Source organism: Rhizobium sp. GR12, assembly GCF_036596185.1.
In the GTDB taxonomy this organism is placed as follows: domain Bacteria; phylum Pseudomonadota; class Alphaproteobacteria; order Rhizobiales; family Rhizobiaceae; genus Agrobacterium; species Agrobacterium nepotum.
This window is the reverse complement of record NZ_JASXTH010000004.1, coordinates 203,828-227,157: the sequence shown is the minus strand read 5'-3', so window position 1 is coordinate 227,157 and position 23,330 is coordinate 203,828. Positions and strand designations below refer to the sequence as shown.

General features: G+C 58.1%; 14 protein-coding genes. 1 reads left to right on the top strand and 13 read right to left on the bottom strand.

Features of this window, described 5'->3' with window-relative positions:
• Positions 1-39: 39 nt before the first annotated feature.
• The 5 genes from QSK43_RS08815 to QSK43_RS08795 all read right to left on the bottom strand — a co-directional run bounded on the left by QSK43_RS08815 (position 40) and on the right by QSK43_RS08795 (position 6,961).
• Positions 40-1,353, bottom strand: a complete 1,314-nt coding sequence (locus QSK43_RS08815) for an HlyD family type I secretion periplasmic adaptor subunit (protein ID WP_332303143.1) — start codon at positions 1,351-1,353, stop codon at positions 40-42.
• A complete protein-coding gene (locus QSK43_RS08810) occupies positions 1,350-3,125 on the bottom strand; it encodes a type I secretion system permease/ATPase (protein ID WP_442967819.1) in 1,776 nt (591 codons plus the stop codon). The genes QSK43_RS08815 and QSK43_RS08810 overlap by 4 nt, the downstream gene beginning before the upstream one ends.
• Before the next feature lie 64 nt (positions 3,126-3,189).
• Positions 3,190-4,785 carry a mannose-1-phosphate guanylyltransferase gene (locus tag QSK43_RS08805; RefSeq protein ID WP_332303141.1) on the bottom strand — a complete coding sequence of 532 codons (1,596 nt, stop codon included), beginning with the start codon at positions 4,783-4,785 and terminating at the stop codon, positions 3,190-3,192.
• A 62-nt stretch (positions 4,786-4,847) separates the two neighbouring features.
• Positions 4,848-6,188, bottom strand: a complete 1,341-nt coding sequence (locus QSK43_RS08800) for a nucleotide sugar dehydrogenase (protein WP_332303140.1) — start codon at positions 6,186-6,188, stop codon at positions 4,848-4,850.
• 458 nt (positions 6,189-6,646) lie between these two features.
• Positions 6,647-6,961 carry a hypothetical protein gene (locus QSK43_RS08795; RefSeq protein ID WP_332303139.1) on the bottom strand — a complete coding sequence of 105 codons (315 nt, stop codon included), beginning with the start codon at positions 6,959-6,961 and terminating at the stop codon, positions 6,647-6,649.
• On the opposite strand from QSK43_RS08795, the gene QSK43_RS08790 reads away from it, so the two are divergent.
• The gene (locus tag QSK43_RS08790; protein WP_332303138.1) at positions 6,960-7,781 is read left to right on the top strand and encodes an alginate lyase family protein; all 822 of its coding nucleotides are present in this window, start codon (positions 6,960-6,962) and stop codon (positions 7,779-7,781) included. The genes QSK43_RS08795 and QSK43_RS08790 overlap by 2 nt on opposite strands.
• Positions 7,782-7,802: 21 nt before the next feature.
• On the opposite strand, the gene QSK43_RS08785 is transcribed toward QSK43_RS08790, so the two are convergent.
• The 8 genes from QSK43_RS08785 to QSK43_RS08750 form a co-directional block, all read right to left on the bottom strand.
• Positions 7,803-9,101 (bottom strand): tetratricopeptide repeat protein, encoded by a 1,299-nt coding sequence (locus tag QSK43_RS08785; protein WP_332303137.1) that lies wholly within the window; start codon positions 9,099-9,101, stop codon positions 7,803-7,805.
• Between the two features lie 46 nt (positions 9,102-9,147).
• Positions 9,148-12,036 (bottom strand): tetratricopeptide repeat protein, encoded by a 2,889-nt coding sequence (locus tag QSK43_RS08780; RefSeq protein ID WP_332303136.1) that lies wholly within the window; start codon positions 12,034-12,036, stop codon positions 9,148-9,150.
• 32 nt (positions 12,037-12,068) lie between these two features.
• Positions 12,069-12,665 carry an alginate O-acetyltransferase AlgF gene (locus QSK43_RS08775; RefSeq protein ID WP_332303135.1) on the bottom strand — a complete coding sequence of 199 codons (597 nt, stop codon included), beginning with the start codon at positions 12,663-12,665 and terminating at the stop codon, positions 12,069-12,071.
• A gap of 80 nt (positions 12,666-12,745) precedes the next feature.
• Positions 12,746-14,131, bottom strand: a complete 1,386-nt coding sequence (locus QSK43_RS08770) for an alginate O-acetyltransferase (RefSeq protein ID WP_332303134.1) — start codon at positions 14,129-14,131, stop codon at positions 12,746-12,748.
• Positions 14,112-17,063, bottom strand: coding sequence for a tetratricopeptide repeat protein (locus QSK43_RS08765; RefSeq protein ID WP_332303133.1), 2,952 nt, complete (start codon positions 17,061-17,063; stop codon positions 14,112-14,114). Before QSK43_RS08765 ends, QSK43_RS08770 begins: the two co-directional genes overlap by 20 nt.
• 2 nt (positions 17,064-17,065) lie before the next feature.
• The gene (locus tag QSK43_RS08760; RefSeq protein WP_332303132.1) at positions 17,066-18,220 is read right to left on the bottom strand and encodes an alginate lyase family protein; all 1,155 of its coding nucleotides are present in this window, start codon (positions 18,218-18,220) and stop codon (positions 17,066-17,068) included.
• Positions 18,220-22,056, bottom strand: a complete 3,837-nt coding sequence (locus tag QSK43_RS08755; RefSeq protein WP_332303131.1) for a right-handed parallel beta-helix repeat-containing protein — start codon at positions 22,054-22,056, stop codon at positions 18,220-18,222. Before QSK43_RS08755 ends, QSK43_RS08760 begins: the two co-directional genes overlap by 1 nt.
• Before the next feature lie 186 nt (positions 22,057-22,242).
• On the bottom strand, positions 22,243-23,328 hold the full coding sequence (locus QSK43_RS08750; RefSeq protein ID WP_332303130.1) for a PilZ domain-containing protein: 1,086 nt from the start codon (positions 23,326-23,328) through the stop codon (positions 22,243-22,245).
• Between the last annotated feature and the right edge of the window lie 2 nt (positions 23,329-23,330).

Below are 23,330 nucleotides of genomic sequence, written 5' to 3'. Positions count from 1 at the left end.
TGTCTGATACCGGGCGGAAATGATTTCTCTTGTCCCGGCTCAGTCCTCCCTGAAAACATGATTGAGCTGATCCGTCAGCGGCTTGACGAGATAGGAAATCACGCGCCGCTCCGCCGCTGGCATCAACACGTCCGTTGGCATTCCCGGATAGAGTTTCAGGTTTCCCAACCCTTCCAGGCTTTCTGCCTCGGGCCTGATCCGCACCGCATAAAACGGCTGTCCCGTTCTCTGATCGGTCAGCACATCCGGCGAAACGGACACGACCTCACCCTTCACCATCGGTGTGGTCGTGCGATCGAAAGCGGCAAAATGCAGCTGTGCTTTTTGACCGGGCGTCACCTGATCGATATTGCGCGGCGAAATTTTCGCCTCGACTATCAGACCATCGCCACGCGGTGCGACCAGCATCAACGTTTCCCCTGGCTGAACGATGCCGCCGACGGTGTGAAGCTCCAGCTCGAAAATGCGACCGCTGGCAGGAGAGCGGATGTCCAGCCGGCCGAACTGTTCCGTCACATCGACACGTCGCGCTTCCATTTCGGTGATCTTCGCTTCGGTTTCCGCCAACTCCTTGGCATTCTCCCCCCGGCGGTTTTCATCAAGCTGAAGAATTTGCAGTTCCACTTCGCTGATGCGCCCCTCGGCCTGCGCTCTCGATGCCAGTCTTTCACCAAGATTGCCCTGCAGCTCGGCGCGACGCTGTTTGAGCGACGTCAGGCGTTGCAGCGTGACAAGCTGTTGCCGGTACAATCCGTCGACAGAGGAAAATTCCTCGTCGACTGCCGCAATCGACGCTCTCACGGCCTCGATCTGAACGTTTTCGCCCTCGATCTCGTCTGCAAGTTGGCCTTTGCGCTCAGCGAGCTGGCGCTTCATGCCTTCAAGTCCGTCTCGCCGCGTTTCGAGAAGGTTCTGCTCCAATGCAACCAGTTGGCCATAGGCAGGCCTGGTGAGCCGCTTCCGCTCCAGAAAATCGGCCTCGAAAGTTCGCGTGCCGGCAAGCTCCGCTCTAAGGCGTGCAGCGCGTACCAGAGACTGCACCAGCGCATTTTCGATGATCGCCAGATTGGCCTCGACAGTCGTTCGGCTGAGACGCAGCAAAACATCCCCGGCTGCAACGTCGCTGCCCTCATGCACCAGCAGTTCCGACACCGTGCCGCCGCTGAGATGCTGTATTTTCTTGACATTGTTCTCGATGACGATGAAGCCCTGACCGCTGATGGCCCCTGCCAGCTTCGTCGTTGCCGCCCAGCCACCAACACCGCCGAACAGGGCAAGCCCCAGTCCGATAGCAACGGCAATATGAAGCCGGAGTGAGCGGCGCCAGAAGGCGATGGAAAGCTCATCGCTCATCGCGGCACCTCCAGCTTTCCGGTTGCCCCGACAACCTTCAAAATCTTTCCAGAGCGGGCAGCCGGTTCCCGGCGAAGGACCTGTCCCATGATCGCCTCACGCGGGCCGAAGGCTGCCATTTTGCCCTCTTTCAAGATCAGAATCCTGTCCGCCTGTACAAGAATACCGGGTCTGTGGGTGATGACGACAGCAATGCCTCCGCGCATCTTGATGCCGTCGATGGCGTGAGACAAAGCCTCTTCCCCCTCACCGTCGAGATTGGCGTTCGGCTCATCGAGAACGACAAGGAATGGCTGGCCGTAAAGCGCGCGCGCCAGAGCGATACGCTGTCGCTGACCGGCCGAGAGTATCGGAAACTGGGGATCGATCATGGTGTCGTAGCCACTCGGCAGTTGCAAAATCAGATCGTGCACGCCTGCCGTTCGTGCTGCGGCAATGACCTCTGCGGAGGGAATGTTCTTACGAAACCGGGCGATATTCTGAGCGACGGTTCCTCCAAACAGCCCCACCTCCTGCGGCAGGTAACCCATATGGCTGCCGAGCCGATCAACGTCCCACTGGTCCATCGTCGCACCATCGTAACGCAACGTACCGGCACTGACGGGCCAGATGCCCAGAAGCAAACGGGCAAGCACCGTCTTACCGGATCCGCTATGTCCGATCACCCCAAGAACCGTTCCCGCCTCCAGCGAAAACCCGATCTCCGAGATGATGGGTTTTTCTGTTTCCGGCGGACCACCTGCCATGGCCTCGACCGTAATGTTACGGAATGGCAGCGGTAACTCCGACAGGCTTTCCCGGTCCGTCTCTGCCGTGACGACAGCCTCCAGGCGGAGCCAGCTGTGCCTCGCCGCAGCAAAACCCCGCCAATGCACAATAGCCGCTTCAACAGGTGCAAGCGCCCGCGACGTCAAGATCGAAGATGCCAGAATGATACCGCCAGACGCATCACCCCTCATGACGAGAACAGCCCCGACCGCCAAAACGGCCGACTGCAGGGCAACCCGGAGAACCTTCGTCAATGTCGCGTAGGTGTTGGCCACATCCGCATGACGTGTGGCGAACAGGCGGAATGCCGCATTGTGGGTGGCCCACCTGTCCGCCACATCGGCAGTCATGCCCATGGCCCTCAGCGCCCCGAAATTCAATCTGACGGAATCGGAAAAGCCCCTGCGGTTCGTGGTGAGCACAGCGAGATCGCGTTGAGATTGCTGCAGGCTGAAATGCGCAAGTGCAGTCAAAACCATCAATACCAGCACGCCCGCCAGCGCCACGAAACCGACGACGGGATGAAGCAGAAAACAGATTGCCAGATAGACGGGCAGCCAGGGAAGATCGAAAAGTGCCGATGGTCCTGGCCCGGAGAGAAAACCACGCACGGTATCGAGATCGTCGCTTGTCGAAACGATCGTGGGTGTGCCGCACAACAGCAGCGACCGCCGATACAGCACGCGATCAAGAGCGACTTCGAACAAGGCGCCGAGACGCGACAGCATGCGACTTCTGACAATTTCAAACGCGCCCTGACAGACGAACAGCATGCCTGCCAGCAGGCACAGTGCAATGAGCGACCCGATGCTGCCGCTTGGGATGATGCGGTCATAGACCTGCAACATGAAAAATGGGCTCGTCAGATACAGAAGATTGATGAAACCGCTGACAACGGCGACGACCGCAAACCCGCTCCTGCATCGGGCAAAAGCCTGACGCAGGAGCGTGGCGCGAGCGTGTCGCCCGCCCGTTTTACGATTAAAGGCGCCGTTGTTCGGCATACTCATTCGCCTGCTGCTTTTATTGCACAAAATTCTGCGTTGTCCCGCGCGCCGCAAAGCATCGTCAATTGGCGGGATGGGGTTCGTCATCGAGGGTGCTTTCCGGCACCATGTTGAGATCGAAGGCTGACACATCTGCCTCGACGGGAATGAGGTCGAGGACCGTGTCTGCGGTAAAACTCTGCGGCGCGATGGCCAAATTCCGCCCGGAACTGCGCTGCCGGGTGACGACGACAGTGGTTTCCCTGGCCGTGCCGTTATAAAGCGACAGAATCTCACCTTCTGTCGGCGAAAGGCTGGCCATCGGCACCAGATGGCGGACAAAGCCATTGAGGATTATGTCGATCTTGCCGGAGGATACCGACCAGTTCTCCCAATAGCCCTCAGGAATGCGCAGCGCGATCGTCGCGTTGCTGCGCAACGTCACCGTGAACACCGACAGGTCGCCCTGATCGCTCAGCAGCCGCACCTTTCCCCAGCCATATAGTTGCTCTCGCGTGGCGCGCGATTCCGGCATCTTGTTCTGCTTGAGAAGATTGACAGCATCCTTGACCTTCTGCGCCATCGACATCTTTGTAACGAGGACGGCATCGTCATCATCGATCACGATCATATCTTCCAGCCCAATCAGGACGACCTTTCTGCCGCCACGTGCATAAGCGAGGGTGTTAGTGGAGCCAATCGACAGCACCGGCCCGGAAAGGGCATTACCGTTGGCATCCTTGTCGCGGTCGATTTCATGCAGGGCTGACAGAGAACCGATGTCGGACCAGCCGATGCCCTCGCAGCGCACCACCGCACCGCGTGCCGTCCGCTCCATGATCGCCGTGTCGATCGGAATATCTGCTGGCGCAGCCCCGAATGCCGAAGCCTCCAGCATGATCGCGTGTATATCATCGAACATGTCGATGGTGGCTCTTTCAAACGCCTCTTCGGCTGCCCGCAAGGTTTCCGGCGAATGGCGCGCCAGTTCCTCCAGCATGACTCCGGCCCGGAACATGAAGATGCCGGCGTTCCAGCAGAACCCCTCCTCCACATAACGCCTGGCATTTTCAAGCGACGGTTTTTCCAGGAAGTCGCCGGCACTGATGGCGTATCCTCTGACTTCACCGTCTATTTCGATTGCCTCACCCGGGCGGATATAACCGAAGCCGGTTTCAGGATGTTCCGGCTTGATGCCGAAGGTGACGATACGGTCGGCAAAACGTGCGATCGGCAGAGCGCCCGCGACGATCCTGTTGAAGATTTCGGGTTCCGCGATGATATGGTCCGAAGGGGCCACTAGAAGAACGGCGTTGCTTCCCGCCGCGTCCATCCGCGAAATGGTGACAGTCAGCGCGGCTATCGCCGCCGCCGTTCCCTGCATCGATGGTTCGACGATAAGTCCGTCGACGGAAAATCCGCCGCTGGCGACCTGCTCTTCCGCATGAACCAATGTGTCGCGCGCGCACATCAGCCACGGCAAACCATAACCGGGCACTGCGAAACGGCGCAGTGCCTGCTGGAAAAAGCTGTCATGCCCGTCCCCACCCAGCGTGAGAAACTGCTTCGGTTTGTTCGAGCGGGACAGAGGCCAAAGCCGGGTTCCGGATCCACCGATCATGATGGCGGGAACGATCCTGGCAATCTCCCCTGGAGCAGCGGTCAAAACCTGACGCATATAAATTCCTCACAAAAACATAAAATATATTTTCAGGAAAATCGGCCCGTGCTTTCGCCGCCTCACCAGCAAAGTCCGTGATAGACAATGTTCCCGCTGCGGTTTGGCACCTCGACACGCGCAAGATCCACCACCACGAGCGGTCTGCCAGCCGCTTCGATCGCCCCGGTCAGGCCCGCATATTTGTGGCCGACCACCAGAATATCGGCGTTGTCGATGACATCGTTGATCGACGAACGGATACGTGGCGCAATGTGACGCAGATAGTTGCGGCCTTCGCTTTCATCCCTCACAACGTTCGGATCAAAGATCGACACTTCTTTGCCGTTGCCGATAAAGTTCTCGACAAGGCTCAGCATCGGGCTTTCGCGCATGTCATCGGTGTCGGTCTTAAACGTGATACCGATGAAGCCGATCCGATCCTTGCGCGCATCGGTGATGAGCTGTTTCGCGCGATCGATCTGCACCAGGTTTGCCGCCTTCGCAGCGTCGAGCATCGGTGTTGCAACGTTCATTCGGCGTCCAAAGCCGGACAGAGCCCGCAGATCCTTGGGAAGGCACGAGCCACCATAGGCAAAACCCGGCTTCATGTAGGCCTTGGAAATATTCAGGCGTGTGTCCGCGCACACGACATCCATGACCACATGGCTGTCAATGTCCTTGGCCTTGCAGAGATTGCCAATCTCGTTGGCAAAGCTGATCTTTACCGCATGCCAGCAGTTGTTGACATATTTGACAATCTCGGCGCTTCGCAACGGAATGACATGCGGAACGACGCTGATATGGGCGACCATTGCCTTAAGAACGTCGATCGAACGCGTATCGTCACCATACTGACCGAAAACGATGGCGCCGGGCCTGTAGTAATCCGCAATCGCTGAGCTTTCGCGCAGGAATTCGGGATAATAGGCTACGCCGAAATCCACTCCGGCGATTTTCCCGGACGCCTCCTCGAGTGCCGGGATGACAACCTCTTCCATCGTGCCAGGAAGGATGGTGGATCGCATGACGACAACGTGGAATTCGCTTTTACGGCGCAAGGCCCTGCCGATCTCAAAAGAGACCTGACGCACATAGTCCGTATTGAGCGTACCGTCGAGAAGGCTGGGCGTACCCACGCAGCAGAGCGACACATTCGTCATGTCGACCGCTTCTTCCGCCGAGGTTGTCGCGGTCAGCATGCCGTTGAGGTTGGCTTTCTCCAGAAACTCGGCAAGGTCGGGTTCAATGATCGGCGCTTCGCCACGGGCAAGGCAAGAAACCTTGAAGCTGTCCGGATCGACCGCCACGACGCGGAAACCGTCGTTGCTCAGACAGGCGGCCGACACGCAGCCCACATAACCGGCCCCGAAAACACCGACCCTGAGACCCATTGCACTGACGTTAATATCAATTTTTGTCATATGAACCCCTGAAATCGACTAAGGAAATACTTAAAGAACCATGGGAAAATTCTGCAAATTCAGAATATACGCCCCACCGGACCAAGCAGGAGAAAAGGTCCGAAAAGCAACGCAAGATCAGGTTCGACAGAACCTGTCGGCAAAATAAAACCTATATTTTACTGCAAAATTGCCTCGCCGAACGCAAAAAAGCAAACGGCAACAAGTCTTATGAAATGCGACAACATACTAATATCACTGCACGAAAATGCGTACATCACGAAAATAGACAAATTGTCTAAATTCAAACAATCATATGCGAAGGCAAAAAACCGAAGGCGAACAACGAGTGATACGACCTTGCTCGCTGCGTTATTAATTATAAAAACATTAAATATGAATATGCAATATAGTCAACAAATATTTAACGGAAAATACAAAATAATTCCAAAACTCGAACAATAATCACAAATATTTTGTCACCCGTTGCTTGCGCGCGTCACTTGATGTGCAGCATTAACCAGACGTTTCCTCGAATCTGCTTCAATGGCCGCTTGCCTTTTTGGGAAGTGAGCCATGTTGCGTTTTGCGTTGATCGCCTTTTCTGCGTCCTTTCTGTTCAGCTTGCCTATGCTGGGCGTTGGCAACGATTCAGATTCAAATGAAGCCGCACATAAAATCCTCAAGCCCAACACGTCGCCTGCACACCCGCCGACGGTTCGGGTAAAACTGGAAAGATCCGGCACCGCAACGATCTCGAACGGCATGAAGGAAACGGGGATGAGTTGCGGCATGGCGGTTTCCCAAATCGAAACCCCGCCGAAAAAAATTGCCACAAGCTCGAAATATCTTTCCCGGGGCGCGATAGAGAGCGAACGGCAGGACGACTCCCATATAGCCGTTTTCAAACCAATCTGGCGTTCTATTCTCGAGCTGGAAAACATTGAGACGCGCTTCGGAGCAGAATGCGCGATGCGTGTCCTTCACCAATGGGCCACATCCCACGCCCTGATCGACGCCACGACATCCGACGCCAAACTCACCCGCGCTCGCGTGCTTGCAGAAATATCCGGGCTCGTCGCCACCTGGGATGTTGCAGGCGATCCCGACAGACAAAAACTCGTTACGGAATGGCTGAACATCTTGGCAGACGACACCATGGTTTTTTTCGATACCGAGGCCGGCCCCAGGAGCGCCCGCAACAACCATCGTTATTGGGCAGCACTTGCCCTTGCCACAGTCGGCAGCCTGACGGGAGACCAGAACAAGATCGAATGGGCCCGCCAGTCCTATCGGATCGGCGTGTGCCAGGTTACCGAAGACGGCACTTTGCCGCTTGAAATGCAAAGGGGTGCCCTTGCACGCAACTACCATCTCTATGCTTTTCGTCCGCTTGCCGGCACATTCGTCACGTTCCGAAAGATCGGTCAACCCCTCGATGACGTTTGCTCCGGCTCTCTCGATCGACTGGCCAAAGCCACGTTGGACGGTGTCGATGACGCCAGGCTGTTCGAAGCAGCGACCACGAAACAGCAAACCAAGCCGCCGCGTGAAGACAGTTACCCTGCCCATCTGAGACTGGATACGCTTAAACGCGAACTCCAACAGGGATGACACTGGCAACACCATCATCGCCTACCTCGTCATGCCGTCTAGCGAGATAAGCGCGGATCGCGCCAAAAGGTAGCCGCCATCGGCCGATTGAGTCAGCCAATATTTAGCCTGCCCGATATCTTTGACCACGCCGGTCGCCTGCGCGTACATCAGACCGAGCAGATATTGCGCCTCGCTGTCTCCCTGCGTTGCAGCCAGTTTTCGATAGGCGGCCGCCTTTTCAAACGACCGGCTCGTACCGCGACCTACGAAATAGGCCTCGGAGACAGCACGGATGGCGTCCATATTTCCCCGGTCGGCATAGGGTTCGAGAATCTGCAAAATTGCGTCATGCGTGGTCGCCGGCACGCCAGAACGGTTCAACGCCTTGGCCAGGAAAGGCACGGCTTTTCCATCGCCCGCCTTGGCGGCTTCGGCGAACATGTCCACACCCTTTCGGATTTCGGCCGGGTCGTTGCTGTTCCATAAAGCGCGGGCAATCTTGCCGTCCTCTGAAATAGGACCGCCCTGCGGCGCTGCGGCGATGATTGCCTGCGCCTTTTCCCGTGCCGCCACACTGAAACGACTGTCGGAAAGTTTCGTGGCAGCGGAAAGACTTCGCTGCGGCGCCAGATCGATCGCCGAGAGCAGAAGCCTCTCGGCGCGTGCCGTTGAGTCGGCGTCGGCACTTTGCATGAGCAGGGACGCGGTTTCGACATAACGGGCCGCGCGCCGCTCCGGCCGCAACTTGTCCAGCAGGGCAATCGCTTCATTCACATTCCGGGTGACGCCGCGCCCTTCCAGCAAGGCAAGCGAGGTTTCCTCGATGCCACGGAGATTGCCCACCAGCGCTGCCCACCGGTACCATTTGTAGGCAAGCGCATCGTTTCTGGGAACATCAATGCCGAGCTGTTGCATACGCGCCCACGCAATGACGCAGCTGGAAGACCCTCGCATGGCCTCCTTCGCCAACAGGTTCATCACCTTGCCGGTATTGGTACCAAACGAATAGTCGTTATTGACGATCCCCTTGGCCAGCAGACGCACCGCCTCGCGGTTCCTGGGGGCCGCCGATATCAGAAGGGAAAAACCCAGATCAGGATCCCGAAGATCGCGGCGAGATTCATTCAGGGCTGCCGCTGCGATTTCCATCTGCCTGGCGACAGGAAGCTTCTTTGCCGCTTCAAGCGAAGGCAGACGCGTTGCCGATAAGGCTTGCGGGCTGACGGTGATCGTCGTGCGCGCCTTTGCAACAGGCGCACTGCTCTTTCCCGCAGCCAGAGCCACGGTCGTCGCAATCGGCAAAACCGTAATCAGGGTGAAAATGACAGAAAGTTTCATCGAGCGGTCCTTTCTCCACCATCCGGATATCGTGACGGAGGTTTTGCTATTGAGTGATGGTTGCAACCTTACCCAGCCACCGTTCCGCTTCCTTCGGATCGGTGGGGACGCCGTAACCAATCTGCAGTGCGATGGCGTAAGGTTCGAAAGCCTGGCGATAACCGGAAATCGCCGCCCGCGCGAGCCAACCCGTACTGTCTGCGGCCGAAAGAGGAAAACCACTGGCGCCGGTCGCAAAAGCGTCAGCAACCATCACCATGGCAGCGCCGTCGCCGGTTTCTGCGGCTTTCATCATCCAGACCCTGGCCTTCTCCGAATAGGCCCCGTCCTCTTTCGCCAATGTCGACAGAATGCGCGCCAAAGCCTGAATGGCATTACCGGAACCTGATTTCGCGGCATCTTCGAGTGCCGGCAAGGCTTCGGCGACGACTGAAGGATCTGTCGATGCCATCGGCGCCTCGTCGCCCACGAACTGCTCGACGAGCGTCTTCAAAGCTCCGTCGTCTCCTGCGCGAACCCCGGCAAGCAACCACCGCGTCGCTTGCCGCTGATCGGCGTGAGGCAACAGGAGGTACATGCGGCCAGCTTCGCGCATCGCTTCCACCTTGCCCGCCTCCGCAGCCTTGACCATTGTCGCAAGCGCCAGTTCGGGATTGGCAACTCCGCGTTTGTCATCGTTCAGCAAATTTGCGAGTTGATAGAGCGTGCTGGCGTCATCCGTTTCGGAAGCAATCGCCCGCTCGACCAGATTGCGCGTCTGTATGGCGTAATCGGCATCCCGCGATATGGCATCGGCCAGCGCAACCTCGTCCTTGGCGCTGCATAGCGGTTGTTTCAGGGCCATATCGAACATGGCGCGGCGCGATGTCCGGTCGCTCGCTCGGTCGGCTGTTTTCAGTATGGCGCGGATATCACCGTCATCCACAGCCTGCCTCAACCAGAGATCGGCTGCCCTGCCACCACCGGTCTTTGTGTCCACACCGAGATCGGAAAGCTGGATCATCGAAGCCGTGTGACCCAGACGTGCAGCTTCGACAAGAAGTCTGATACCTTCCTCAGGTTGGGGAGTGAAACCTGCCGCACCCTTCAGATAGAGCTTGGCAAGATCATAACGCACCGAGGTATCGCCGGTTGACAGACCATCTGTGAGAAGCTCGACCGCAGCCTTCACGTTCGCCCTGTCGGCGTTTTGAGATGAAAGCTGCAGTCGCGCCAGCAGAACCAGCGCCTGACCGCGTTCCTGGCCCACCGCCAATGCCTTTTCGTACCATTGACCGGCCTCACGGGTATCGACACCCGTGCCGATCCCGTCACGATAGGCCAGCGACAGGAGAACCATCGCCCGCCGGTCCCCAAGAGCCGCCGCCCGGCGAATATTGCGGAAATACATCAGTTTTCCGTCATCGGCGGATTGCTCGGCCAGCGCCTGCCTGGCGACGGCGATCAGGCTGGGACGGTTACCCGCGGCAGCGGCTCGCTCCTGCCAGCGTCGCCCGATCCCTGCGTTACGTTCGACACCGATGCCGCAGCTATAGGCGTCTGCCAGTGTGGCCATCGCTTCGCTCAAGCCGTTATTGGCGGCGCGCCGCAATATCGCGACCGGATTGACGCTTTTTGAAATATTATGCGTGCTGTCAACCATCAGCTGGTAAAGCTCAAGGGCAGCGGTATCAGATCCCAGAGCAACCGCACGCGTCAGATATTCCACGGCCTTTTCCGTGTTGCGCGCCGTTCCCGTTCCGCTTGCGTAAGCGCTGCCCAACTGCTTCAGAACATCCGTATCAACGACTGGATTGCGGGCGGCCTGTTCGAGGTAGCCAACCATGGCGGAGTAATTGGGCTTTCCGCCGAAATCTCCATGAGCAATCTGCGCCAGCAGCTCGAAGGCCCGCACATTTCCGCGCTCGGCTTCCCGTTTAAGCGCCTGTGTCGCCTTTGGAAGCGCGTCCTTGAGATCAAGATTTTCCAGCAGCAGGCGAGCAAGCGAAATGCGGCTACCGCTGTGACCTCCCGCAGCAGCGGTTTCGAGAAGCTCAACCGCCTTGTTGCGATCCACCGGCACCCCGTCGCCAATCACGTAACGCTGTGACAGGCGTTCGACCGCGACGAAATTTCCCGCCCGCGCAGCAGCCATCAACCACCTGGCCGAAAGCTCCGGATTAGAAAGGCCAAACTCCTCAGTGGCGTAAATGCCGGAAAATAAGTTGAGGACGTCGCATTCTCCAGCGCCAAGCGACTGGCTGAGTTTGTCGATCGCCTGATTGAAAAAAAGCTGAGGTGCATTCTCCGACGGTGCCAGATCCGGATTGTTGCGATAAAGCCGCGCAAGCAACAGAGCCGCAACCGGATCGCCGTTTTGCGCACCCATCTTGAGGTATTTTTCGCCCTTCAGCTTGTCCTGTGGCACCACCTCGCCCGTGGCATAAAGACGACCCAGAAAGGTCGCCCCTTCCATGAAGCCACGCGCTATCGCCTCGTCCTGGAGTGCGAGACCTCGGCCGAGATCCGGCGATCCTGACGTCGGGTCGAACATCAAACGACCCAATGTGTGAGAGGCACGACCAGCCAGTTCATAATTGGTGTTTTTCAGATATTCGAGCATGCGGCGCGCAAGCACCCTGTCACGCGGGGCATTGCCGGTTCCGCCGATATAGGCCTGCGCATCCAGCAGCATATCATCCAGACTGCCTTGAACCGGCCCGCCGTCCCACTTGCTCCAGTCGAAGGAAAGATTGCGCTGTTGTTCCCTGACCCTGCAGATCGGCGCGTAATCGAAGTCGGGACTTGGCATAAGACCGTCCTGCAACGGCAGGGTCGTCTGCGCCTGTGCCGGCTGCACCGTCAACATCAGTGCAGTAAACAACAGGACAGCACCAGACCTCGTCTTTTCTCGCCGATCGGAGAGGAAGGATGCCGCGCTTTTGAATGTTGTCATGTACCTGATCCCTCTCATCTTCCTGCTCCCGCTCAGGCTTTGGCCGAAACGGATGTGAGAATGATATCGTCCGGCCCGTTGCCCAAAACGAAGATGGACGTCACCGAACGGCGTTTCAGCGTCGTTTTTTCGAAAGTCCTGGCAATCGCCCCTGAAATCTCGACGTTCAGATCGATCGCAACGGCATTGACCTCGAGGGAGACGCCGCTCATTGGCGCGACGGCCTTGATGACGGGCGAACGCTTGGCGAGCGCCGTCAGTGAAACCGGCGTTGTCGTGAGGTTGTAGAGCGCAAGCGCAGATTTCGCCGGGTCGGACGTAAATACATCCGCAACGACGACCGGCTCTTTTGTGTCCGCGCCCGCGAGAACCGTCAGATATTGTCCCTGCCCCACCGAAAGCGGCGTGGACTGCCCTTTTACCAGCAGGGTGTAGTCTCCGGGAGCTCTTGCGACATAATCGGAAATCCCGCTTGCAGATACCTTGAATGGTTTCTCGCCAATGGTCGCCGTTGCAACAGCCGACGGATCGGTCGCGGCAATACGGATGAAGCTCCAGTCCTTCGGAACATCCGCATCATAGATGCCGGCATCGTCGCCAGCCGCCAAAACGGACTGGTTTGCCGCCATCAGGCCCGCAAAAGCAGTAGCAAGGCGAACGAACCGGCGTCGATTTATTTTGAAAGCAATCTCATCCGAAAACATCTGCTTCAGCCCTGCTTCTTGATGAATTGGTCGGGAACGTGGCAAAGACGAGCGGTCACCGTGATGTCGCCGAAATTGCCGTTGACGGACACACGCGTAATAGGCGTCGGAAACTCGTCGTTCAGCATCAGGTAAAACGTGCCGTCATCAACAAAACGAGGGAAGCCGCCGAGCGTCAACGTATCCTCGTCCCCATCGCGATAGCGCACGGTGACAGTCATCTGGTTCAGGCCAGCTTGCGAGGCAACGAACTCGAGATACGCGTCTCCATATTGCTGCACCTTAAGGTCTGCGGCGGCAAGCAACACCGTCTCGCCGTTGATTTTCTTCGGCTGGGAGGTCGCGATGCTCTTTGCGCCCTCGCACGAGCCGTAGACTGCCGCCAGCAACTGACGCGATGCCTGGAACATCGTCTGGTCCACGGCATAATATGACGGCGCCTCCCAGACGATCAGCGGAGCCGGCTTTTCATGAAAGCCTTTGGAAAACACGAGAGTCGCAAGAGACGAGATGAACTGCGCTCCGTTTTCGGCATAGTTCGTGATATCCAGCCCGGTTTCCTGCGCCAGAAAGCCCGCAAAGTTGAATTCAGGCGTTGCGCTGAAAGAAGAGCCGACGAGAGCAACCGGTGGGGAGGTTTCGGCAGCATTCCCGAGAAGATCGCTGGCGTCATCTGCCGACCGCGTCGTCTGCCAGACCGTTTCTTTCTCAGGTTCCACCGCGCTGCCGCATAATGCCTGAATTTCGTGGCCCATCGTCGCGATGTAATCGAGACTGCCGGCTGCCTTTGTCTCGAAACTGTAAGTAGACAGGGACGGGTATCCGGCGAGATTTTTTATCGTTTCAGCGGCAGCGGAAGCAACCAGACGGGCGCCGGATGACGTCCAGTGATGATCCCGCGCAAAGAAGAATTTGTCCCGCGCCTGATGATCGTCAATCGCCTTGAGAACATCTACCGTCGTAATGCCATTCTTTTGCAACTGCGCCACGTAGTGACGGAACTCCTGTTCTGCGACGGGGGCGTTGTAGCGTGCCTGGATCACGTCGCTGTCATCAAGTTTCGCTTGCTGCACGATACCGCGGGACGGCAGCGGCAGGAAAACAAGTTCCGTTCCCTTAATGCGCAACGCGTCGGAAATGGCGCGCAGGGAGGCCATCGTTTCCGACGTTCTGACGAAGAACTCTTCAAAATCCGTATTGGTGCGAAAAAAGACGCCGTCGAGCCCTTCGGCCAGATTGAATCCCGTTTTTTTGTTGCCAATGTCGGGACAAACCGTGCCCGCAACGGCAGACGTTGCGGCGAAAACGAACAACGCGCTCATGAGGCGGAGGGCAAACCGGCTCGCCTCACCTGCACCGCTAAGATAGTAATCAAGGCTCTTCGTTTTCATCGACCACCTCCATCTTGGGTATCTCGAAACGGGGATCAGCCGCCGCCATCTTCATCAGAATTTTGTTGGCCTGGTTGTGCTTGAGCGCCTGCGCGCGCCTCAACCAGAGGAGGCCCTCCGCCTGAAGGGCTTCCGAACTGTCAGCGCGAAGGATGAGCGCCGTCTGAAACATGGCGGACGGATTGTTGGCGGCCGCCGCTCGGGCCAGCCATTCATTCGCCTTGTCGGCATCCCGTTCGACGCCCTGACCCGACCTGTAAGCCTCATAGAGCCGATACATGGCGAGCGGACTTTCCTCCGTGCGTGTCGCTGCGGCTTTCTCAAGCCAGCCAATGCCAGCCTCGCCATCGTGCGGAACGCCGAAGCCGGCGAGCAGAGACAGCCCGACATTGATCATCGCCGCCGTGTCGCCGCGCTTTGCACCCTTGTAATTAAAGGCAAACGCCGCTTCGGGATCGATAGGTGCGGCGAAACCGGAACTTTCCAGCGCCGCGAGATCGTGCCAGGCACGATCAAAACCGGCATCTGCCGCCGCCTGCAAATTCTGTTTTGCAAGCTTCCTGTTCTGCGGCACTCCTGCACCCCAGAGATATGCGAGACCGAGTTCGCGGCGCGCCGAACGGCTTCCGGCGTCGCTTGCGGTTCGCAGATAGTCGGCGGCGCGCGTCCTGTCGATGTCGACGCCAACGCCGTCGGCATACATGCGGGCAAGCTTCAGGTTGAGCGATGGGTTGTTCGGCTGCACGGCAAGTGCCCGATCATAATAGGACAAGGCCTTGGACGGGTCGGCAGGTGTATGAATGCCGTCAAGCAGAAGATCGGCCATCATGATCGTGGCTTCGACGTCGCCATTGGCGATCCCTTCTTCGAGAACACGCTGCGCCTCTCCAAAATTCTGTTCGCTTTTCTCTCCGTCCAGATAGGTTGAAGCCAGCATGGCGGCTGCACCCGGATACCCCGCACCTGCCATCTCTCTGGCGAGGTTGGCGCCCCTCAGACTCAACAGTGAGTCTGTTGATTTCAGCAGAGCACCAGCGAGCAGGAAACGATCGGCAGACAAGAGATCGGGAATGTTTGCAGCAAGTTCCAGAAACTCTCTTGCCTTGCCGCTCTCTCCACCTGCCAGCGAAAGAATATCGAAGAGATCGATCGCCGCAGAGAAACTCCCGGCTCGCGCCGCTGTTTCCAGAAGCGGAACGGCTTCTTCCAAACGGCCATTTGCTCTCAGAAAACGCGCCATCTCGACCGATGCCTCGACATCGCTCCTGTCGACCGCCCTCTGGAAAATCGCATGCGCCTTTTCAAACGCATCAGGACCGCCGATGCGCATGTGCAGATTTGCAAGCTCTATGAGACCATCCGTCCTGCCCCTTGCGGCTGCTCTTTCCAGATATTCCGTCGCCTTGCCGACATCGAGCGGAACGATCTGCCCATCTGCGTAGAGCTTGCCGAGCTTCAGCATCGCCGCGTCGCTGCCAAGGGCATCGGCCTTCTCCAGCCAGCCCATAGCGAGAATTTTTCGCTCCGGGTCTGGAGAAAGAAGAGCGGCCTCCGCCAGCCTGTTCAGCACACGAACCGAAGGCCGCGCCGCGAGCGCTTTCGAATACCACGCCATGGCATCGTCGACATCGACCGTCTGACCTATCCCTTGAAGGCTGAAATCGCCCCTCAGCACGATTGCGTTGATGCTGCCGGCGGCGGCGGTGGCGATAAGCCCGTTGCGTGCCGCTGCCAGACTTTCTTTCGTCCGCAATTCAGGCTTTTCGAGAAGCAACTGCGCTAAAAGGACAGTGCCGTCCTTGGACTGGCGCGCCAACGTCAACCCATAGATATCCAAAGCTTTTCGCGCATCAGCGATAACGCCGTCCCCATCACGGAACATCGTGCCGATGCGCAGAAGCGCATCCACATCGCGCGTCTCTCCATTCATGACCTGGGCGAACAGATCGTCGGAGAGCTTCTTGCGGTTTTCCAACGTGTTCTGAAGCTGAACCGAGAAATAAAGGACGGCCTTGGCATCCTTGATGCCAGCAAGACGCCGCATCCATTTATCGAAGATCGCTTGATCGACATTGATGTCGCCGCTCTCGGTAAAGTCTTTGACCAGTTCCTGCGCCGCTTCGATATCGCCGGTCTCGGCCGCCCGGTCGAGATAATCCGCCGCCTCAGCGGGATTGAACAGGCTGGTCGCGGAATCCATTTGCAGGCGCGCGATCCAGAAGATCGATCGCTTATGCCCAAGCTCGCCCGCTTTCCGATACCAGCCAAGTGCCGCTTGTAACGCCTCATCGGAATTCGCATTTTCCCGATAGTAGGTCGCAAGATCATAAGCCGCGCGCTCATCGCCGGACGCCGCACGCCGCTCAAGCAGCCCGATGCCAAAGCGGGTCATCGACTGTGCTTCGGTCTCAGGCGTTCCAGCCAGACCCGCCAACTCGAAAGCGGCCGCGCCATAACCAAGCCTCAGCGCCAGTTGCAGCCGGGTCTTCGCATTGGTAGCGTCCAGCTGCCGCTCCACCATCGTCCGCCCGGCTATATAGGCTGCCTCGGCGACCCCCGCACGGCCAGCCTCTTCCAGAAGCGACAAGGCCCTATTGATATCAAACGCACCGCCCTCGCCCACAAGCAGCATCTTCGCCAGCGTCAATCTGGCATCGGACTGGTGTGGGCCGGGGATGGTCAGCGCGGCTTCGAGGACGGTCCGTGCCTTGCCGAAGTCGGACACGAGCAACGGGTTTTGCGCATCGACCGGCACGCCTGCCCGCAGCAGCCTTGCATAATCCAGCATGCCCTGACCGTCGCTCCGTTGCGAAAGCACGGTAGCGGCCTCGATAAGCCTGCCCGGCATTTGCGCATCAGCGGCAGACGCCGGAAAGCCGTTTAAAAAGGCCGTTCCAACCGTAAGAGCGAGGGTGAAAAGGTGACGCTTCATCATCACTTCCCCCAGAAACAGGTGGCATTGCCACCGACAAATTCATCGATCAACGGCCGTTCGGTCGCGGCATCCTTTTGCAGCAGCGCAACCGCGCGCTGCATGGAGATATTCTCGGCGGGAACAGCAGCAAAAGCTTCGAGGAATGCGAGATAGTGGCGACCATTGCCACGGTTCTCGAGAAAGCCCGTATCCTGGTGAAGATAATCACGGCTCGGACCGGGAATATAATTCTCAGCCGCGTAGGCGTTGACGAGAACCGGGTCGTTGATGCCGTTCAGCCAATAACCGAAGATCGTCCAGATCGAACGTTTGACGGGGTTGGCATCGCCGGATGTCTTCACATAGAGGTTTTCGCCGCGTCCGCGGGCAACCTCTGCCATCACCACCATGCTGGTCAGCGACTGCCGCATATACCAGAGCGCCCGCGCACCCCGACGCGTTTCAAGCGGCAGCCCGCCATTGGCGCGCGCCTCATCGAGAATGGAGAGAAAGCGCGATCTGCCTTTTTCATAAAGGCCGTCATCCCCGACGATCCCGCCCCATGTCATCAGCACGCTATCCGCCAGATACCGGTGATTGTTGACGTCGACGTCACCGTTGAATGTCTGGTCGACACGGCGAACCAGTGGATCGAGCCACGTCTGGATTTTCGACCGTTCGGCGTCCGGCAGGCCGTCGCGAATGATCGAAAAAGCCGTGATGGCGGGCAAGAGTGCACGCTTCAGCGCATAATAGGCGTCGTGCCCAACCTCCGTTTTTTCGAAGGCGCCGCGATCCGCCCAGGTATTCAGAAGCGTACGCAGCATCTTGGTCGACGCAGCGTCACCGCCAAGCGAGCGCCCGGAAAGCACCATCACGGCCCAGGCGAACTGGGAACCGGCACGATCGCTGCCGTAACCGGCGGTCGGGCGAAATCCATCGACAACCTCGAGATCGAGCCATTTGCTGTCGGCCTTGATCGCAAGGCATTGCTTGCGAAGGCGTCCCGAGGTATCGGCCGCGATTGCCGCCTTGCGGGCTGCGACATCGAAAAGACCGTCATAGGCAGGCACAGCAGTTGCGGCCGAGGTGACGCAGAACCAGATACCGAGGGCAACAATAGTACCGCGTCTCAGGGAGATTTTTGCGCCAGGAATCCCGGAAAACTTTGCCATCAGCTTCGGCCTCCCGTCCCATTGAAGTTCTCGTATTGAACGGAGTTTGAAACATTGGTGCAGGTGTCGGTCAGCGCATCTTCCGCGAAGATTGCGGATTGACCGTCGCCACTGAAAAACCCTGCATCGCGGAAACGGCAGCTATAGGCTTCCGGGCGTTTCGGGCGGCACACCGTCGAGGTTATCAACACGCTTTCGCGCTCGTTGAATCGCAGCATATGGCCTTCCATCGCCCGACCATCGCCATCGATCAGCCGGCCGACCTGATTGAGATAATCGTTGCCGGAAAGGCTGAAACCCGACGTACCGTCAACTTTGATGCCGCCGCCATTTCCACGGATGCGGTTACCGCTGGCCGCAAAGGTCGTCAGCGGCAGATAGGGATCGAACTCGAAATCACGCAATGCGTTTGCAGGAGATGCCCGCAAGTTACTGATATAACCGTGGATCGCATCCTGAGCATTGTTCTCCAGAACATTTTCGTGAACGCCGACATCCCAACTGTTACGGATCTTGATGCCAGCACGCTTGTTGTCGAAGAACCGGTTGCCCACGGCCAGATTACAGCTGCTTTCGAAGAGTGTCAGGCCATCCTGTTTGTTGTCGAAGGCGACATTGGCATAAATGAAATTGTCGATGCTGTTGCGGTCGATCATGAAGCCCGACCCGGTATTGGTGTGCGACACATTACCAACGACCCAGGAGAAATTCACCTCACGCGAGACGATGATGCCGTGTTTGGCCTTGGTGTCATAGGTGGTATTGAGGGCAATCAGAAGCCGATGAGAGCGGTCATGCGGGTCGATCGCATAGAGCACATTATCGCGATATTCATTGCCAACGAGGCTAACTTCGTCTGCCTCGTAGGAATAGAATCCATATTCGAAATTGTGGAAGAAATTGTCGACAACGATCCCCGTCGGCGCACGCGCGTCAGTTATCCGCTGCGCCACGGTCTTGGGACCCGCAGAAAAGGCCAGGCCGAAGGACTTGGGCGCCGCATAACCCAGCGAATCCAGCACGGAGCCACCGATCATCAGCCGTGAATTGCTCCAGCCGATGATATAAGGCCGGAAAACATGACGCTTCTCCTTGTCCGAATAACGCGGCGTTCCGGTCGCCTCATCCCAGGATGTAACGGTCGTGTCCTGAACATAAAGCGTTCCAGCCACGGAAATGAAACTGCCGGCCGTCGCGGAAAGACGATAGGTGGCCGCTTCCTGTCCAGACAGGATAAGCGTCGCCCCCTCCGCCACCAGAACAGGGGCGCGCAGTGTCACGACATCGTTTTCGCGCGTTACCAACGGAAAACCGCCGCCAGCACCCAGTTCGCTTACCAGACTGCCAAGTGTGTAGACGCCGCTCTGAATAACGATGATGCGCGGGTAGGGAATACCCTGCGCTTCGGCCGCGAAAGACAGCCCCGTATTGCCCGCAGCCAGATCTTCCATGAACTTGTCGCTATAGGGACTGAGATTGGCGAGCGTAACAGCAGCATGACCGGCCTGCGGCAAGGGCACATCCTCACGCACCGTGCCGGCACGAACGGAAATATCGGGATAGGTGTAGGTCTCGGGAAGGCTTATCCTGCCTTCCTGCCGGGCAAGTGTCAGCCTGCCATCACTGAAGGCGGCAGCGGGCGTTACCTCTGCCGGAGCCTCCAGCTTCGGTGCCTGTTGCATGGCCCGGTAATCGACCGGGCTCCCTTTGCCCCAACCGAGATTGCGCACATCGAGCGACCGCAAGTTTGCTTCCGCGATGGAACGCGCCGTGCGGACACGCAACATGTGATCCTTCAGTGTGGTCGCCTGAACCGATGCGAATTTGAGCATCGCCGGATTAGCCGCAGCCGCAACCAGAACATCGGCCTTGAGCGCCTCATCCTCCCTAGCGCCCGCGAATGACTCGAGATAGGTCAATGCCTCACCGCCGAAGCCATCCAGCGCAGCACGTTTGCCAATCATGCTGGCGGCCCGCGCCTTGATCTTTTCGTCGGTAATACGATCGATCAGTTGCTTGGCTGCGTCGGTTTTGCGCGCATCGGTCAGCACTTCGACGATCTTCAGATACCCCTTGTCGCGGTTATCTTTTTTGTCCTCACCGGCTGCAACTTTCACCGCTTCGCCGACCAGCGCATCGAAATCGCCATTGCCCTTGCTGTCATTGGCAACCGAGGCTAGCCGCAGCAGCGCCTCTATCCGGAACTCCGTGTCCTGAATGGAAAGGGCAACCGACTTTGCATCATCCGTCTCGCCCTTTTTGGCGAGCATGCGCGCCAGCTCGGACTGTACGCGTCCCTTGTCACGGCTATTGGCGATGATTTCGAGCGCGCTCTTGCCTGCGGCGATATCACCTTCCCGCACCTTCACGCGGGCGATACCGGCAACAGCCTTGTCATGGTCATTGCCGCCCTGGAGAAAGGGCAGCAGCTTTTCCGCATCCTTCAGCCTGTCGGAATCCGCCAGGCTTTTGGTGAGATTGGCGATCGTGTTGCCGCCATCCTTTACCGTGCGCAATTCCTGCACCAGCGCCAACGCATCATCCAGTCGCTCCAGACTGATGGCGCTCTCAGCCGCGGCCACCACCGCCACTCCCCGCTCAGGACCGGACAGGCCGGCAAGAACGGCGTTTCCGTTGGCATAGGAAGCATCCGCCATCTTCGTCAGATCGTTTTTGGCGAACACCGTTGCCAGCCTGAAATCAAGCTCGGCACGCAACGCGCTTTCCGGCAGGTATTCTGCCAGCTTTGCTGCATCCAGCCCACGCCCGGCCTCTATACGCTGCTTGACGACCTTTTCGATCAGATCTTCCTGATCGCTGTTGTCCGCAAGGCTGGTGGCCAGCACGGGCATCCATTCCAGCTTGCCTTCGCTGAGGGCCAGATCCGCTACATTGCCGACTGCCTTCTTACGCGCCTCGGAATCTTCCGGATTGATCGCCAGCGCCCACAACAATGCCGACTCCAGATCGTCTTTCTCGAGGGCACCGACGCTTTGCGCCACAATGCTGTCCGTGGGAGCGGCGCTGATTTGTTTACCGTCGATCTGCTTGCCCGCAAGAATTCGCAAGGCCAGATCGTAGCGGGCATAACCACGCATACGTGTCGGCCACATGCGCGAAATCGCCTTGTCGGCAAGGACGGAGGATATTTGCGGATCGATGACCGTGGCCGTCTGCGCCAGGGTGTTCAGCGCCGCGTTCTTCGCCGTCTCGTCCTTGATGAGATCGGCACGGCCGGCTGCCTTCTCCATCAAGCTTATGGCATTCGGCTTGTCACCCTTGGCGACGAGAGCGGCATAACCTCCCAGGGCGGCGACCTGCAATTCCGGAAGAGAAAGAGCTTCGGTCAGCTCCATTATCCGCACACGCATCTCGGTTCTTTGCTCCGGGTCCGCGACACGGCCCTTCATCTGTTCCTGCAGTGCGGAGATACTGGCGGACACCAGACTGTCGGCATCGATGCCACCGGAGGCGAGGCTGCTCAATGCAGTCTTTGCTTCGACGGAATCCGCTGCCATCCACGATTTCAGTTGCGTCATGCCAGCACGGGCCGCATCGAGAAATGTGAGGCGCTGCCGGGCATCTGTCGCACCATCGGCCTTCAGAACATTTGCGGAAATGTCCGACATGGCGGCGTCGACTTTGCCCGACGCGGGTGCCTGCGTTGCCGAAGCCTGCTGGGCGAAAGCAACCGAGGACGCAACCGGCCAGTGTCCGGCGGGAAACACGAGGCAGATCGACAACGCCGCCATGCGCAGTGATACCAGGGCGCTCGCCGTTTTCGGCAGCCACCGGCAGTTGGAACTTGATAGGTGGATGATGTCGCGTGTCATCATGCTTCCTTCGTCAGGTCTGTGTCGTAAAAGCTGCTCGATCATTGCGTGCAGGGAACCGGAATGCAGACAACGGATGTCCCATCAGAGACCAAGACGTCCCCTGCACATGAATTTCCTGCAACTGGCATGCAATATGGCTGCCGACGGGCGCCTTTGGCGAAGGGAGGCCAAACCTCCCGCAACCACTCATTTCGGCAGGAGTCTGCTCGTCATATCCGTAAACCATTGGTTCAGACCGAACCATGGTCCGTTGTCGAAGCGAACGGCAGCGGGTGTACCGATTTCGGCCGACAGTTCATGTCCGCCAAGGTCTATCCTGACTGCTACCCGGTCGCTGGTCGCAGCGGACTGTTCGCTGACCTTTGGCAGTTGAGACACCACCACATCATGCAGAACCGTGCCCTGCGGCAGGTCCACGCTGACATGCGGCGCCTTGTAGAGCGCCATCAGATGTGAGCGATCCACCATGGCGACCACGTGCGGTTTGGCATCCGCATGACGCAGCCCCAACACTTGGGCTCCGACCTTGATCTGCGTATCAACAGCCGGACCGGTGGGCTCGGCGGAGCAATCGCATGATGCGACGACCGACGTGCTTTGTCCGCTTTCGGTCAGAACGGTCAAAATCCGCTCACCACTTTTTACCGGTCCGGTCACCAGATTGGTGATGATGCCGTTGGCAGGAGCAAGAACCGGAACCGTATCGACCGTGACCACCGCACTGTCGGCCTCGAAGACCCAGAGGCGTTGATAGAGGCTGCTTGTCAGAAACGCTGCAAGTGCGAGCGAGAGGGCCAGCGTGGCGACAATACCCCCGGCTTTTCGGAGTTTGCCAGCGCCCGGAACCGCCTCGTCCGACTTTCGTGGCCGCATTTTCACCTCGCCGGAAGCGCGCTTGGCGAAATCGAGAATATCGTTACCCTCGATGATCTCGCCACTGAGATATGAATCGTGAATGTAACGCAGCATGCGCTGCGCGGCCGGAGACGTATCGATAAACTTGAAACCCGTACGGCCGGTTTCCGCGCTGGAATGACGTACTTCCGCTTTCACAGGCAATAGCATGTCGAAACCATCGAGAGGGATCTGCAACTGCAAGGGCAGCACTTGTCCTTCTCCGAAGGTGACATTGCCTGTTGCGACACCCACCCCGCCCAAACACCAGTCGATCGAGGAATATCTGTGCTGATCGATGACGCATTTCAGGGGCAACTTGTAGCGCGCATGCTGGCGTTGCTCATCCGCTTCGAAACTCACGATGCTCATATTCATTT

What these genes read in the sequence shown, in the direction of transcription:
- QSK43_RS08800 (WP_332303140.1), bottom strand. Translation starts at nt 6,188, where the DNA reads ATGACAAAAATTGATATTAACGTCAGTGCAATGGGTCTCAGGGTCGGT.
- QSK43_RS08790 (WP_332303138.1), top strand. Translation starts at nt 6,960, where the DNA reads ATGGCGGTTTCCCAAATCGAAACCCCGCCGAAAAAAATTGCCACAAGC.
- QSK43_RS08795 (WP_332303139.1), bottom strand. Translation starts at nt 6,961, where the DNA reads ATGCCGCAACTCATCCCCGTTTCCTTCATGCCGTTCGAGATCGTTGCG.
- QSK43_RS08775 (WP_332303135.1), bottom strand. Translation starts at nt 12,665, where the DNA reads ATGGCGGCAAACCAGTCCGTTTTGGCGGCTGGCGACGATGCCGGCATC.
- QSK43_RS08805 (WP_332303141.1), bottom strand. Translation starts at nt 4,785, where the DNA reads ATGCGTCAGGTTTTGACCGCTGCTCCAGGGGAGATTGCCAGGATCGTT.
- QSK43_RS08785 (WP_332303137.1), bottom strand. Translation starts at nt 9,101, where the DNA reads ATGAAACTTTCTGTCATTTTCACCCTGATTACGGTTTTGCCGATTGCG.
- QSK43_RS08770 (WP_332303134.1), bottom strand. Translation starts at nt 14,131, where the DNA reads ATGAAAACGAAGAGCCTTGATTACTATCTTAGCGGTGCAGGTGAGGCG.
- QSK43_RS08765 (WP_332303133.1), bottom strand. Translation starts at nt 17,063, where the DNA reads ATGAAGCGTCACCTTTTCACCCTCGCTCTTACGGTTGGAACGGCCTTT.
- QSK43_RS08780 (WP_332303136.1), bottom strand. Translation starts at nt 12,036, where the DNA reads ATGACAACATTCAAAAGCGCGGCATCCTTCCTCTCCGATCGGCGAGAA.
- QSK43_RS08750 (WP_332303130.1), bottom strand. Translation starts at nt 23,328, where the DNA reads ATGAATATGAGCATCGTGAGTTTCGAAGCGGATGAGCAACGCCAGCAT.
- QSK43_RS08755 (WP_332303131.1), bottom strand. Translation starts at nt 22,056, where the DNA reads ATGATGACACGCGACATCATCCACCTATCAAGTTCCAACTGCCGGTGG.
- QSK43_RS08815 (WP_332303143.1), bottom strand. Translation starts at nt 1,353, where the DNA reads ATGAGCGATGAGCTTTCCATCGCCTTCTGGCGCCGCTCACTCCGGCTT.
- QSK43_RS08760 (WP_332303132.1), bottom strand. Translation starts at nt 18,220, where the DNA reads ATGGCAAAGTTTTCCGGGATTCCTGGCGCAAAAATCTCCCTGAGACGC.
- QSK43_RS08810 (WP_442967819.1), bottom strand. Translation starts at nt 3,125, where the DNA reads ATGCCGAACAACGGCGCCTTTAATCGTAAAACGGGCGGGCGACACGCT.